The organism is uncultured Mobiluncus sp. (assembly GCF_947087965.1).
Taxonomy (GTDB): Bacteria; Actinomycetota; Actinomycetes; order Actinomycetales; family Actinomycetaceae; genus Mobiluncus.
The window spans coordinates 152,928-168,073 of the sequence record NZ_CAMUES010000002.1 but is presented as its reverse complement, the minus strand read 5'-3'; the positions used below and the strand labels follow the sequence as shown (position 1 = coordinate 168,073).

The following is a 15,146-nucleotide window of genomic DNA, read 5'->3' as shown; positions in this document are numbered from 1 at the left end:
ACGAGTACTCCGAGCGAAAACACAACACCAAAGGAGATAAGTTGAAACCGCTCAATGAACAAGAATTAGCTGAGCTGAGAGAAGTCGGTCAGCTAGCTGTAAAACGCGCTCAGAAGTGGATTGAGGCCTCAAAGAAATACCCGGTCGATTACGCTTCTAAGTTGCTGTCACGCACTTTGAAAGATCCGCGTGGCTTGGACTTCACCGTTGCGTTTGTCGATGAAGTTGTGCGTCCGGAGGACATCAAAATTGCCGGAAAAAATCTGGCCGCCCTGGTGAAAGACAATAAACCGTCTTTCCTGCCTCCCTACCTGAAGCTACCGGCTGTCTACGGTGGGGCTTTGGGTACGGTCGTTCCCGATATTGCAGTTCCGGCGGCTCGACGAGTGTTCCGTGAACTGGTGGGCGACCTGGCGATTGACGTGACCAACAAGTCTCTGGGGCGAGCTATTGCAAAACTGCGCGCTGACGGGTCTCGGCTGAACATGAACCTTTTGGGTGAAGCCGTGTTGGGCAACAACGAGGCCTCCCGGCGCCTGAGTGATGTGGTGGAACTGCTGCAGCGTGACGATGTGGACTACGTTTCTATCAAAGTTTCCGCCGTAACCGGACCGCACATTGCCTGGGACTACCAGAACATGGTGGCTTACGCAGTCGAAAACCTGTTGCCGCTTTATCGGGAAGCCAACAAGTTTAGCCCCAAGAAGTTCATCAACTTGGACATGGAGGAATACCACGACCTGCACATGACCATCGATGTGTTCAAGCAGCTGCTGGACCGCGAGGAGTTCAAGAATCTGGAGGCCGGTATCGTGCTTCAGGCTTACCTGCCGGATTCGCTGGGAGCCATGCAAGACCTACAAGCTTGGGCCGCGAAACGCGTCGAAAGCGGCGGAGCCCGCGTCAAGGTCCGTGTGGTCAAAGGAGCGAACCTGTCTATGGAACACGTTGACGCCATGATGCACGGCTGGCCGATGACCCCGCAGCCCTCAAAGCAGCACACTGACGCAAACTATATGCGTATCCTCAACTATGCGTTGACCCCTGAGCATACTCGGAACATTCGTATCGGCGTGGCTGGTATGAACGTGTTTACCGCTGGTTTTGCTTACGAGCTTGCCAATAAGCGCGGGGTGTTCCAAAACCACGGCTGCGAGTTCGAGATGCTGACGGGTATGAACAGCTCCATGGCTCGCGCAGTCATGGAGGACACCGGTCCGTTGTTGTACTACGTTCCCGTGGTGCACCCCGAGGAATTCGATGTCGCCATCAGCTACCTGGTGCGTCGTCTGGAAGAGATTGCCGCGGAAGAAAACTTCATGAGCGCGGCTTTTGAGCTGACCACGAACCAAGCTATGTACGAACGGGAACGCAACCGCTTCGAGAAAGCTATTTCCATGGTCAATGACCTGGAGTTCGGGCCGCGACGTCATCAAGACCGCAACCACGAAACCGCTGAAGAACTGGCCAAACTGGTCCAGGACGATTCCGGTAAGTGGGCGTTCCGCAACGTTCCGGATTCCGATCCGTCCCTGCCGGGCAACGTGGCGTGGGGTGAGGCGATTGCCGCCAAGATGCAGGATTCTCAGCTTGGTCAAGACACGGTCGATGCCTCCAAGATTAACAACGAAGGCGAATTGCAGGGTGTACTGAAGCGAGCTGAGGAAGGTGGCGCGAAGTGGTGGGCGCTCAGCCCGGAGGAACGCGGCGAGATTCTGCACCGCGCCGGTGTTATCATGAGCCAACATCGTGCCGAGTTTATCGAAGTGATGGGTTCCGAAGCCGGTAAAGCCCTTGACCAGGGCGATGTGGAAGTATCCGAGGCCGTTGATTACGCCCACTATTACGCCGATGAGGCTATCGCCATGTCGAAGGTAGCCGGGGCCAAGTTCACTCCCGCCAAGATTACCGTGGTGACGCCACCGTGGAACTTCCCGGTGGCTATTCCCGGCGGTTCGACCATTGCCGGTTTGGCGGCTGGTTCTCCGGTTATTTTGAAGCCAGCTACCCCCGCTCGCCGCTGTGGGGCGTTGCTCGCGGAATGCCTGTGGGAAGCCGGCGTTCCTAAGGACGTGTTGCAGCTGGTAACCCTGGCCAATCACGACCTGGGCAAGATTCTGGTCACCGATTCGCGGGTGGAACGCGTCATTCTGACCGGCGGCATCGAAACTGCCCAAATGTTCCGCTCCTGGCGCCCTGATCTGGGCCTGCTGGCCGAGACTTCCGGCAAGAACGCCATCATCGTCACCCCTTCGGCTGACCTTGACCTGGCGGTGAAGGACGTTGTCACAAGTGCGTTTGGTCACGCGGGACAAAAGTGTTCGGCCGCCTCTTTGGTCATTTTGGTTGGTACAGTTGGCAATTCCAAGCGTTTCCACAATCAGTTGATTGACGCGGTACAGTCCCTGAAAGTTGGCTACCCGTGGGATTTGGGTATCCAGATGGGGCCGGTCGTGGAAAAGCCCGGCGAAAAGCTGATGCGCGGCTTGACTCAGTTGGAGCCCGGCCAGAGCTGGGCAGTCAAGCCCAAAGAACTCGATGATTCCGGGCGGCTGTGGAGCCCCGGCGTGCGCGCTAATGTGAAACCCGGCAGCGAGTACCACATGACCGAATACTTCGGACCGATTTTGGGCGTGATGCGCTGCGACACTTTGGAAGAAGCTGTCGAGTTGCAAAACCAGGTTGAATACGGTTTGACCGGCGGTATTCACACCCTGAATCCGGACGAAATCAAGTACTGGCTCGATCACGTTCAGGTCGGTAATGCCTACATCAACCGCGGTATTACCGGTGCAATCGTGCGCCGTCAACCGTTTGGCGGCTGGAAGCGTTCGGTCGTGGGTGCCGGTTCCAAGGCCGGCGGTCCCTCCTACCTGTACGCTTTGGGTGAATGGAACCCGGACGACGCCACCTTGAGCGACATTTCCGGTTCAGCTTCCGGCACCTTAGCGAGGGAATTGACTGCGCTGGCCGATGAAATCGGAGACCAGGACAAACTTGAGAAGTCGTTGGCTGGCGATGAAACCGCTTATGCTCAGGATTTCCAGGTTAATCGCGATCCGTCTCAGCTCGGAGTGGAACGCAACATTTTCCGTTGCCTGCCCGTTCCGGTTATCGTGCGTTTCGGTGAAAACGTCAAGAACTGGGAGATTGCCCACGTGCTGCACTCCGGTTTGCTGGTGGGTTCCAAGATTACGGTTTCCACCGCCAAGCCGTTGACCCCTGGCCTGGCTGGTTTTGCCTCCCAGCACGGCGTCAGTGTGATGGTTCAAGATGAAGCCGCCTGGTTGAACTGGGCACGGAGCTGGGCTGCTCACGATGCCGGCTATGACGGGCGAATTCGTATCATCGGTGAAACTCGGACCAAGGTCGCTGAAGCTATCGACGGTTCTGTTGACATCGCTATCTGGGATCACCCGGTCACCTATTCCGGTCGGGTCGAAATGATTCCGTTCCTCCACGAACAGGCGGTTGCCTTGACGAACCACCGCTTTGGCGATCCCACCCCGATTACCAAGGGCATCCTTGAGGACCACGTGGTGGACTACTAATCCACCGTTCGGGCTTTGAACTCATAACTTAATACATCCGGTGGCTGCTGATATTCAGCAGCCACCGGTCTGTTCAGTTCATTTGCATACTCGACCCCGCCAGCAACCGGGGCACAAAACTGGCGAAACTAAGCCAACCCGGCCGACCTTTGCTGCTAACAATAACCCGTAACACGACCCGAAACACTAGTTGCCCAGGGCTTTCCCGCGGCGGATTTCTTTCTTTAGATCGGCAATTTCATCACGCAGCCGAGCTGCCAGCTCAAACCGTAGCTCACTGGCAGCCGCATGCATCTGGTCGGTCAGCTCCGCGACCAGAGAAACCAAGTCCACACTATCGTCATCCGCGCCATGCTGAGCTGGCCGGTCCTCTGCCGCATTGGCTCGCGCTCGGCTGATGACCTCCAGCGCCGCGCGGGCTGCCGCGGCATCCTGAGCTGCGCTGCGGGCCGCGGCAGAAGGCTTTTGATCAGGCTGGCGATACCCGGTTCCCAACAACTCTGCGGTGTCAATATCTTCGCGTGCCAGCATGTCGGTCACGTCAGAGATCTTCTTGCGTAGCGGCTGCGGATCGATACCGTGAGCTTCGTTATACGCAATCTGCTTATGGCGACGTCGCTCAGTTTCATCGATGGCTTCCCGCATCGCGTCAGAAACCGCGTCAGCGTACATATGGACTTCCCCGTGGACATTACGGGCGGCGCGCCCAACCGTTTGAATCAGAGACTTCGTGGAACGCAAGAACCCTTGCTTGTCGGCATCCAAAATCGAAACCAGCGACACTTCGGGCAAATCCAGACCCTCGCGCAGCAAGTTGATACCCACCAACACATCAAATTCACCTTGACGCAAGGAACGCAGCAGCTCCACTCGGCGGAGCGTATCCACATCCGAGTGCAGGTATTCGACCCTGATTCCGCGCTGAGCCAAGTATTTAGTCAGGTCCTCGGCCATGCGTTTGGTTAGCGTGGTCACCAGCACTCGCTCATCAGCTTCGGTGCGCTGGCGAATCTGTTCCATCAAGTCGTCAATCTGGCCCTCCACCGGTTTCACCACAATCTTGGGGTCGACCAAGCCAGTCGGACGAATAATCTGTTCCACTACCCCATCGCTGAGACCCAGTTCATAGTCCCCCGGGGTGGCGGACAGATACACCGTTTGCCCGATGCGATCCTGGAATTCCTCCCATTTCAAGGGCCGGTTATCCATCGCGGAGGGCAGTCGGAACCCGAAATCCACCAGGGTGCGTTTCCGTGACATATCACCTTCAAACATGCCACCAATCTGGGGCACCGTGACGTGTGACTCGTCAATGACCAGCAAGAAATCATCCGGGAAGTAATCCAGTAAGGTGTGTGGAGGCTCTCCCGGCTGCCGGCCGTCAATATGCAGGGAATAGTTCTCAACACCTGCACACATCCCAATCTGGCGCAACATCTCCAAGTCGTAGGTGGTACGCATCCTGAGGCGCTGTTCTTCCAACAGTTTGCCCTGATCGTGAAACCATTTGCAGCGCTCTTCCAGTTCGCTCTCAATACCAGCCAAAGCGCGTTCCATGCGTTCGGGACCGGCGACGTAGTGCGAGGCAGGGAACACATAGATTTCGTCCACTTCGTGCAAAGTCGCCCCAGTCACGGGATGCAGCAAAGCCAGGGCGTCAATCTCGTCGCCGAACATTTCCACCCGCACCCCGAGTTCTTCATACATGGGAATAATGTCGATGGTGTCCCCACGCACCCGAAAATTGCCCCGCGTAAACTCCACGTCATTACGGTTGTACTGCATCTGCACGAATCGTTTAATGAGGTCTTGACGCCCGATCTGCATCCCTCGAGTCAGGTGAATGCCACGCGACACGTACTCTTCCGGCGTGCCCAAACCGTAGATGCACGATACCGAGGAAACAACCACTACGTCACGGCGTGTCAGCAGCGAGTTTGTGGCCGAGTGCCGCAGACGTTCCACTTCATCGTTGATAGAGGAATCCTTTTCGATATAGGTATCGGTTTGTGGCACGTAGGCTTCGGGCTGGTAGTAGTCGTAATACGACACGAAGTATTCCACAGCGTTCTTTGGTAACAGTTCGCGGAACTCGGCGGTCAGTTGGGCTGCTAATGTTTTGTTCGGTTCCAGCACAAGGGTGGGGCGCTGCAGTTTTTCGATGAGCCAAGCGGTGGTGGCGGTCTTGCCGGTGCCGGTTGCCCCCAACAGCACGACATCTTTTTCACCGGCATTGATTCTCTCAGCGAGCTCTGCGATGGCTTCCGGCTGGTCCCCGGAGGGGGTGTATTCGCTGACGACTTCCAATGGAATTGGATTTTCCACCAAATCGCGAGGTAGCGCCTTTTTTTCAGTCATAGTCCCAGTGTAGGCAAATCCGAGCCACCGCGCTTTACAAAGTCTGAAACCTCCGGCATCGGGCGGTCGGACAGAATCTTCCAGAGTGCAGCCGCGTCCGCATCGAGGTCTGCGGGCGTTGTGCAGTTGTCCACCCAGAACGTCGCGATAGCCTCTCGCTGGTCCCGGCTGGCTTGGGCATCAATCCGCGCCCGAGCCTGTGCTTCGGTCAGTTGACGGTCTCGGGTGAGGCGCGCGAGGCGCACTTCCATAGGAGCATCCACCATGACACAGCAGTCGAAACGGGTGTGGTTACCGGTTTCGGTCAACAGAGGAATCTCTGCCACCAGCACGTCTCCCGGTTCCAGTCGAGCTAACACCCGGTCCATTTCCTCCCATACCAAGGGGTGCAAGATACCTTCCAGACGGGCTTTTGCGGCGGGGTCGGAAAAGATGAGCTGCGCCAGGGCGCCGCGATTGAGTTCACCTCCGGCACACACTGATGCACCAAACGCGTCCTGGATTTGTGCCGTAGCGCTCCCCTGCGGACCAGTTGCGGCACGCAACACCTCATCCGCGTCAAAGCGAACTCCACCGAGAGCAGCTAAACAGTTGGTGAACGTTGTTTTCCCCGAACCGATACCGCCGCTGATACCGACTTTTAGGGCACGATTCTCCGGAACGGAAAACTCACGCAGCTGATTAATCATCAAGTGCTTTCAACAAAATGTCACTGATAGCGGGATTCGCCCCCACCGTCATCAGCTGCAAAGTTAAAGTGACCGCGTCCTCCAACAAGATAGAGGCTTTGTCGATAGCGGCTTTTTCACCAGTCATTGCCTGGTGCATGATGGGAATAATCGCGGTGAATCCGTCCTGCAACAAAATCTCGTGTCCCAAGCCGAGACGCGCGGTAAATGCCAAGGCGGGAATACCGTGCTGGCGAGCCAACTGTGCCACACCCCAGGGCGTCTTGCCGCGTTGAGTTTGTCGGTCGAGCTGACCCTCGCCGGTCAGCACCAGGTCGGCACCTTCCATAGCTTCGTTAAGTTTCGTCGCTTCGGCTACAATCTCGAAACCGTGGCGATTCTCAGCACCCAAAGCAAGGAAAGCGGCTCCCATACCTCCAGCGGCGCCAGCACCCTCCACGTCTGCCACTTTGGTACCGGTAGTCTCTTCTAACAGCCGGCCCCAATTCTTAAGGCAGCGATCGAGCTTACCCAACTGCAGCGGCTTGGCGCCCTTTTGCGGACCGAAAGAGGCAGACGCCCCGCTGGAACCGGTCAGCGGGTTACGCACGTCGTTCGCGGCCACAATCCTTACTTTGCTCAAGCGCGGATCCATCCCGGATAAATCCAGGCGGGCGGCGTTAGCCAAAACATGAACTTTTGGTTCGAGCTCTTGACCGGCCTCGTCAAATAGTTTTGCGCCGAGATTATGCATCATGCCCCAGCCGCCATCATTGGTCGCAGAACCGCCCAAACCGACCACGATAGTTTCGGGATCCAAGTCCAACGCGGCTTTCAGCAACATCCCCACACCTTCGGTGTTGGATTCCATAATGTTGCGTTCCAGCATGGAAATGTACATAATCCCGCAGGCTTCAGCGGTATCCAGCACGACCATCCGCCGCGCCGGAATCCAGGTAAATTCACCCTCCCGTTCACGCCCCAGGGCATCTACCGTCTTTGCGGTCTTAACTTCTCCGCCATAAGCGTTCAGCATGACTGCGGCGGTACCTTCTCCACCATCAGCCACCGGCACCGCTACAGTTTCGGCTTCGGGAAAAATTGCTTCAACCCCGCGTTTCATCGCAGCTACTGCTTCCGCGGCGGACAAAGAACCCTTAAACGAATCCGGGGCAATAACAATTTTCACGACAAGTAACCTCTCTGTGCTACGCTCAAAATTCTGGCGGTGCTAAATATTTCGTCCGGTCATCAAATACCGTAGTATTTCTCAGCTTAAGCCACGCCGCAGGGAAATGTGGCCAATTGCTGGTGCAAAAATCGAGCCTAAAAGTGATGCGGAGACCCAGCGGTCTCCGCATCACTTATGAAATTATTGCTGGCTGTCCAGCCGCGCGGGAATCTCCGAGAGCTTTACTCTCCGGCCAACTTGTCGCGCAGCGCCGCCAAAGCCTCGTCATCGGCCAAGGTACCTGAGGTATCAGCTTCTTCCTCGGTGGTGGAGCTATAGGAAGTCTGTTCAGCTACGCCCTGAGCGATAGCAGCTTCCTTGTCGGCTTCCTGAGCAACCTTAACCTGTTCCTTGTGGGCTTCAAAACGAGCCTGAGCCGCGGCATAGGAGGTTTCCCAAGCTGCGCGCTGTTCTTCGTAGCCTTCCATCCACTCATTCGTTTCCGGATCGAAGCCCTCGGGGTACTTGTAGTTGCCCTCAGCGTCGTATTCGGCAGACATACCGTAAAGCGAAGGATCGAAGTCGTCAGAAGTCACGTCCAGCCCCTCGTTAGCCTGCTTCAAGGACAGCGAGATACGGCGGCGTTCGAGGTCAATATCGATAACCTTGACAAAGATTTCATCACCAATCTTGGCAACCTGTTCGGGAACTTCCACGTGACGGGTGGCCAACTCGGACACGTGCACCAGGCCCTCGATACCGTCCTCGACCCGGACAAAGACGCCGAAAGGCACCAACTTGGTGACCTTACCAGGAACGATTTGACCGATCTTGTGGGTACGAGCAAAGGTCTGCCACGGATCTTCCTGAGTAGCCTTCAAGGACAGGGACACGCGTTCACGATCAAAGTCAACGTCAAGAACTTCCACGGTGACTTCCTGGCCGACCTGCACTACCTCGGAGGGGTGATCAATGTGCTTCCAGGACAGTTCGGACACGTGCACCAGGCCGTCCACCCCGCCCAAATCGACGAACGCGCCGAAGTTGACGATGGAGGACACCACGCCCTTGCGAACCTGACCCTTTTGCAAGGTAGACAGGAACGTAGTACGCACCTCGGACTGGGTCTGTTCCAAGAAAGCGCGGCGGGACAAGACCACGTTGTTGCGGTTCTTGTCCAACTCAATGATCTTGGTTTCCAGCTGACGGCCAATGTAAGGCTGCAGGTCGCGCACTCGGCGCATTTCCACCAGGGAGGCCGGCAGGAATCCGCGCAGACCGATATCAATAATCAAGCCGCCCTTGACAACCTCGATAACGGTGCCGTTGACGACCCCGTCTTCCTGCTTGACCTTTTCGATATCGCCCCAGGCGCGTTCGTACTGAGCGCGCTTCTTGGACAACAGCAAACGGCCTTCTTTGTCTTCCTTTTGGAGGACCAGAGCTTCGATTTCGTCACCAACTTTGACTTCCGCGTCAGGGTCCACGTCATGCTTAATGGACAGCTCGCGGGAAAGAATAACGCCTTCGGTTTTGTAACCGATATCGAGCAAAACTTCGTCGCGATCAACTTTCACGACAGTACCGGAGACAAGATCGCCATCGTTGAAGTACTTGATGGTCTTGTCGATTTCTTTGATGAGGTCCTCGGTCGAGCCGATGTCGTTAATGGCAACCTGAGGAACAGTAGTAGGGACATTAGTAGTATTGGACATTTAGTTGGTGACTCCAAGGTCAGGTAGTAGGAATAGTTACCGATGTCGAATCACTTCCAGACGGCTGAATAAACCACCCTAAAGCGATAAAACACCAAGCCTCAATACTACTTGATACTGCCGGCATATCCAAATTAAAACCGCTTCAATCACTACTCTGAATTGACCGTCAGACCCCCAGCGAGCGGAATCCGGTTAACAACAGGTTTGCACACACTGGGTCCTGGTTAGCGGAGGTGAGGCGACCGACTGAAAATGGTAAGTAAAAAGTGTGGTTTAATGCAGGAATGCAGTCTATTGTGAATATTTTCAAAAAGGGTGGCATCTTGCTCTGGGTTGTCATCGCGATTGTCCTTGGTATCGTTTTCGGGCTTTTCGTTCCCGAGCCCGTCGTTGTGGTTTTCGCCACTTTCAATTCTTTGTTTGGTCAGTTCCTGAACTTCTGTATCCCGCTCATTATTATCGGGCTGGTGACCCCCGCTATTGCTGACCTCGGTTCCGGTTCCGCGAAGTGGCTGGGGTTGACCGCTTTGGTTGCCTACATCTCGACGATGTATTCCGGGTTCTTGACCTACGGTATTTCTGAGAGCGTACTGCCCAACTTTTTGCGCAACGGTTCCTTGGCTTCTGTTACGGATCCTTCGGCGTCCAGCATTGCCCCGGCGGTGACTTTGGAGATTCCCGCCCCGATTTCCGTACTGGGGGCGCTCATTTTGTCCTTTATCATGGGCATCGGTTTGTCTATGGTGTCCCGCGGCACGTTGCGCCGCGCTTTCGTGGAGTTCCGTGCCATCATCATTAAGTTGATTGAAAAAGTCATCATCCCCCTGTTGCCGATTCACATCTTTGGTATCTTCCTCAACATGACAAAGACCGGGGAGGTCTACAACGTTATCGCCGTGCTGGCGGTGGTGGTCATCCTGGTTTTGGTACTGGAGGTCATTATCCTGGTCAGTCTGTACCTGGTCGGTGGTTTGGCCTTCGGGGTCAATCCGTTCAAGGCTCTGGTGACGATGCTGCCCGCGTACGCAACCGCTTTGGGGACATCCTCGTCTGCCGCGACGATTCCGGTGACATTGCGCCAGGTTAAGAAGCTTGGTGTTCCTGACGCGGTCGCTTCGTTCACAGTGCCGCTATGCGCCACCATTCACCTGGCAGGATCAACCTCGAAGATTACCGCTTTTGCGTTGGCCATCATCATGACCTCCGATATTAAGGTTAGTCTCGCCCAGTTCGTCGGTTTTATCTTTATGCTGGGTGTCACGATGGTCGCAGCTCCGGGCGTTCCCGGCGGTGCGATTATGGCGGCGACCGGTATCTTGTCCTCCATGCTGGGATTCAACGATGCACAAGTTGCGTTGATGATTGCGTCCTACATTGCCCTCGATCCCTTCGGGACAGCCACGAACGTGACTGGTGACGGAGCTATCGCTATGCTGATGGCTCGTTTCTCTAGCGGAAAGATTGACGACAACGACAAGGAAATCGCCCAGAGCTTTGCCGGTGAAAACCACTTCGACTCCGATAAGTATCTCGAAGACGTGAAGTAGGCGTTGCCCAACTTACTGCGGACCGGTGCCGGGTCAAGTATCCCGGTGCCGGTCCGTGAGTTTTTAGTGGGCTGCGGCTCTCCAATTGGGTCCGATGCCCACCGAGACTTCCAGCGGAACCCGCAGTTTTGCGATACCCGTCATGGCTTTACGTACTAACGTTTCCAAACGTTGCTCTTCGCCAGGAGCCACCTCCAAGACTAGTTCGTCATGAACTTGCAGCAGGACACGAGACTGCAGATGGTCGCGCCGCAAGTCAGCATCGACCTGGAGCATGGCTTCTTTCATGAGGTCGGCCGCGCTGCCTTGGATGGGGGCGTTGAGAGCCGCGCGTCGGGCATTATCAGCCACGTTACGATTGGTAGAACGCAATTCCGGCAGGTAGCGGCGCCTGCCGCGCATAGTTTCGGTGTAACCAACCTTGGTGGCGGTAGCGACAATGGAATTCAAATAGTCCCTCACCCTTCCGAATCGCTCAAAATAGGTATCCATCAGCTGCTTGGCTTCTTTTTGAGAGATGTTGAGCTGACCGGCTAAACCGAAAGCGCTCAATCCATAGGCCAAGCCGTAGGAAGTCGCCTTGACGTGGGAGCGCTGGGTGGAAGTCACTTCATCGGGCGTCACTCCATAAACCAAGGCCGCCACGGAACGGTGCAGGTCCTCGCCGGAGGCAAACGCGGCCAGCAGTCCCTCATCACCGGACAGATGGGCCATAATCCGCATCTCAATCTGGGAATAATCCGCTGTCATCAAGGCGGTATACGGTTCTTGAGGCACGAACGCTTCCCGAATCTTTTGCCCGTCCGTGGTACGTGCCGGAATGTTTTGCAAGTTCGGATCAATGGAGGACAACCGTCCGGTTGCCGCCACAGTTTGCCCAAAGGTGGTATGAATCCTGCCGTCATCCCCTACCCGGTCACGCAGATTGCGCACAATCTGTAAAAGTTTTATCCGGTCACGATGGTATAAAAGTGCTTCGAGGAAAGGATGCGGGTTGTACCGCGCAAGTTCCTCCAAAGCCTTCGCATCCGTTGTATACCCCGTTTTGGTCTTTTTTGTTTTAGGTAACTCCAGCTGGGTAAACAGCACATCTTGCAGCTGCTTCGGGGAGGACAGATTGACTTCGCGGCCAATGGAGTCAAAAGCGGAATGCTGAGCCATCTCGACATCAGATTGCAGACTCTGCGCGTAATCATCCAGGCAAATCGTATCAATACCGATACCGGTATATTCCATTTTTTCCAAAACTAAGGAAAGTGGGTTTTCCAGTTCCAGTAACCCGTCTACCCGGCGGAAGCGCGCCAGTTGTTGGAGCATGGGCTGCATCTGTAGCAGGGCGTAGGCATAGATGCCTTGATTAATCAGCGTTTGGGGCCACGGCTGTGCCGGGGACTCCCCGTCCAGTTCCAGGCCTAAATCCAAAGTCATCTGTTCACTGATTTTGCTGACATCGGAGGGTTTCTCATCAATCTCCCAACCCAGCAGACGCTTCGTCACCCCGGCGAACTTAGTGCGATTCCCATCGGGATTGACCAGGTAATCGAGCATATTCACGTCCGTGACCGGACCGCACAGCTCCCAACCGTGGGCACGTAACGCATGACGCAGAGATTTCGCGTCATAGACGGTTTTATTTCGACATCCCGCCAAAGCATCGCACAGTAAGTGTTCCGTTTCCGGCGTGAGCTCATCAGGAACAATCAGCACACACTGACCCTGGAGAGTTTCATCTGTAGCCAACAAAAGCCAGTCAATTCGCGGATTCGTTACTCCGATATTACCTACCGCCCAAATTCCTAAACTCTGGCTTTCCGTGCTTTGCAACCACTGGGCAAACTGCGCCGACGTGAAATCCTTTCCCAGATGAAAACGTTCAGGATCCGGTATCACTCCAAAACCATCCGCGTCTTGCGGCTCCGGTTCCAACTCAGAACTGTTCGCCTCTCCGGATGGCGCGGTGTTGGCGGACGCGACACCGAGAGTTCTTCCGAGTTTCAGAATCTGGGAGCGCATCTGATTAAACTCCAGCTCATCACAAACCGCCTGAACCGCCTGTGAATCGAATCCGGTCCAATGCATGTCCTCCACACTAACGGGAAGCTGCAGGTCGGTGCGCAACCGGTTTAACTGACGATTCCGCATGACGTCGTCAACGTGCTGACGCAAATTTTCCCCGCGTTTGCCCGTGAGTTCGCCACGATGCTCCAACAAAGCATCCAGGGAGCCGTATTCATTTAGCCACGCGGCGGCAACTTTTTCCCCAACCAAAGGCACGCCTGGCAAATTGTCGGCTTTCTCTCCGACCAAGGCGGCAATTTCCGGGTACTGCTGCGGCCAGACGTCGTATTTGTCTTTTACCGCTTGGGGAGTCATACGTTTGGTGTCCGAGATGCTACGTCCCGGATACAGAACGGTAACCTCGTCGGATATGAGCTGAAAAGTATCTCGATCCCCTGACGAAACCAACACCTCCATGCCGTTTTTGGTCCCTTTTGCCGTCAAAGTCGCCAAAATGTCATCCGCCTCGACATTGGGTTCCGTCAGCCACTTAATCCCCATAGCGCTGAGTAACTTCTGGATATTTTCAACTTGTCCAATAAATTCTGGTGGCGTTTCGGAACGTCCGCCTTTGTAGTCCGGATAGATGTCAGTACGAAAGGAATGACGTGAGAGGTCGAACGCTGCCCCGATATGAGTAGGCTTTTCAGTGCGGATCATCGTCAGCAGCATAGAGAAAAATCCGTGTACCGCATTAGTATAGACACCGGTAGAGGTGCGGAAACTTTCCGGATCACGCGAAAAGAAAGCGCGGAACGCGAGGGAGTGTCCGTCCAAAACCAGCAAACGTTTTTCAGCCATGACTTAAGGCTACCAGTAACCTCGGAGGCGAAAATGGACGAGAACAACATTGGTGCAGCGATTGCGAAAATGGGCATCACTTTCCGTGAGATTACGCCCGAACATGCTGTTGGAGTTATGCCGGTGGAAGGCAACACCCAGCCTTTTGGAATTTTGCACGGCGGCGCGGCCGCTTTGCTGGCTGAGACGGTGGCGTCATTTGCGGCCTATAAGTGGGCCCAAAAGTCCGGAAAATCCACAGTGGGGGCACACCTTGACATAACCCACATTAAACCGGGATTGGGCGGAAACGTTGTTTGTACCGCCGATGCGGTTCACCTGGGACGACGCACTGCGGTTTACCGTTTTGAGAACGTCAGCGAAGACAGCGGTAAGGTCATTTCCACCGGGGTGATGAGCTGCGCTATCGTCGAACACCTGGAAAAGTGACCTTTTCTGAAATGGTGAAGACGCAAACGATTGAACGGAACTAATCGCCTAGCTGGTCGATGACCGCGTCAGCAACCTCGCGCATGGACAGGCGGCGATCCATCGAAGTCTTTTGAATCCAGCGGAACGCTTCCGGTTCGGTCAGTTCCATCTTTTCCATCAAGAGACCTTTGGCGCGGTCTACCTGTTTGCGGGTGCTGAGCCGGTCTTGCAGGTCAGCAATGGAATCTTCCAGAGAGAGTAGCTCCTGGTGACGTGACAGAGCGACCTCTACGGCAGGCAATAAATCCTTGGGGTCAAACGGTTTCACCAGGTAAGCCATAGTGCCGGCATCTTTGGCGCGTTCGATGAGTTCCTTATCGGAAAAGGCGGTAAGCATCACGATGGCACAAGGGGCTTCCTTCATGATTTTTTCGGAGGCCGCAATGCCATCGAGCTTCGGCATTTTGATGTCCATGACAATCAAGTCAGGTTCCAATTCCAAAGCCAAGGTTACGGCTTCCTCGCCGTCGGCAGCTTCGCCAACCACTTCGAAATCGTTTTCTTTCATAGTTTCGACAATGTCGAGGCGAATTAACGCCTCGTCTTCGGCCACAATTACTCGCCGGTGCTCTTTGGTGTCCTTAGCTGCAGATGCCGTCTTCGCCATCTCTTAAGATCCCCCCTGTAAGTGGACTCGATTTGCTTTTCTCGTTAGATACTTTAGTATATATGAAGTCTTTGCGGCGGTTATTTACCTAACCTTCACAGAGAATGCCCTGGTAGCCCAACTGGTAGAGGCGGTCGGCTCAAACCCGGCTTGTTAAGGGTTCGAATCCCTTCCGGGGTACTACACGTTTCGTTGC

Annotated in this window: 9 protein-coding genes and 1 tRNA gene; 4 read left to right on the top strand and 6 right to left on the bottom strand. The window is 55.1% G+C overall.

Going from position 1 to position 15,146, the window contains the following annotated elements; all coding sequences use genetic code 11:
- Window positions 1–41 precede the first annotated feature (41 nt).
- Complete coding sequence (locus Q0V70_RS02785) at window positions 42–3,551, top strand: bifunctional proline dehydrogenase/L-glutamate gamma-semialdehyde dehydrogenase (RefSeq protein ID WP_297588133.1); 3,510 nt, start codon at window positions 42–44, stop codon at window positions 3,549–3,551.
- A gap of 186 nt (window positions 3,552–3,737) precedes the next feature.
- Here the strand turns inward: Q0V70_RS02785 and uvrB are convergent, their stop codons facing one another.
- From uvrB to rpsA, 4 genes are all read right to left on the bottom strand, one after another.
- Complete coding sequence (gene uvrB, locus Q0V70_RS02780) at window positions 3,738–5,909, bottom strand: excinuclease ABC subunit UvrB (RefSeq protein WP_297588130.1); 2,172 nt, start codon at window positions 5,907–5,909, stop codon at window positions 3,738–3,740.
- The gene (gene coaE / locus Q0V70_RS02775; protein ID WP_297588128.1) at window positions 5,906–6,598 is read right to left on the bottom strand and encodes a dephospho-CoA kinase; all 693 of its coding nucleotides are present in this window, start codon (window positions 6,596–6,598) and stop codon (window positions 5,906–5,908) included. Before coaE ends, uvrB begins: the two co-directional genes overlap by 4 nt.
- Entirely contained in the window at window positions 6,591–7,766 is a 1,176-nt protein-coding gene (locus Q0V70_RS02770) for a glycerate kinase (RefSeq protein ID WP_297588126.1), read from the bottom strand. The genes coaE and Q0V70_RS02770 overlap by 8 nt, the downstream gene beginning before the upstream one ends.
- 224 nt (window positions 7,767–7,990) lie before the next feature.
- Window positions 7,991–9,463: a 30S ribosomal protein S1 gene (gene rpsA / locus Q0V70_RS02765; protein ID WP_282921563.1), complete on the bottom strand. Its 1,473-nt coding sequence runs from the start codon at window positions 9,461–9,463 to the stop codon at window positions 7,991–7,993.
- Between the two features lie 287 nt (window positions 9,464–9,750).
- Here rpsA and Q0V70_RS02760 point away from each other — a divergent pair, with 287 nt between their 5' ends.
- Window positions 9,751–11,013 (top strand): dicarboxylate/amino acid:cation symporter, encoded by a 1,263-nt coding sequence (locus Q0V70_RS02760; RefSeq protein ID WP_297588120.1) that lies wholly within the window; start codon window positions 9,751–9,753, stop codon window positions 11,011–11,013.
- Between the two features lie 63 nt (window positions 11,014–11,076).
- Here the strand turns inward: Q0V70_RS02760 and polA are convergent, their stop codons facing one another.
- On the bottom strand, window positions 11,077–13,872 hold the full coding sequence (gene polA / locus Q0V70_RS02755; protein ID WP_297588118.1) for a DNA polymerase I: 2,796 nt from the start codon (window positions 13,870–13,872) through the stop codon (window positions 11,077–11,079).
- A 33-nt stretch (window positions 13,873–13,905) separates the two neighbouring features.
- Here polA and Q0V70_RS02750 point away from each other — a divergent pair, with 33 nt between their 5' ends.
- Window positions 13,906–14,301, top strand: coding sequence for a PaaI family thioesterase (locus Q0V70_RS02750; RefSeq protein ID WP_297588115.1), 396 nt, complete (start codon window positions 13,906–13,908; stop codon window positions 14,299–14,301).
- Between the two features lie 40 nt (window positions 14,302–14,341).
- Here Q0V70_RS02750 and Q0V70_RS02745 read toward each other — a convergent pair whose 3' ends face one another.
- Window positions 14,342–14,950, bottom strand: coding sequence for an ANTAR domain-containing response regulator (locus Q0V70_RS02745; protein WP_296179794.1), 609 nt, complete (start codon window positions 14,948–14,950; stop codon window positions 14,342–14,344).
- 106 nt (window positions 14,951–15,056) lie between these two features.
- Between Q0V70_RS02745 and Q0V70_RS02740 the strand changes: the two genes are divergently transcribed.
- Window positions 15,057–15,130, top strand: a tRNA-Leu gene (locus Q0V70_RS02740).
- Window positions 15,131–15,146: the final 16 nt, after the last annotated feature.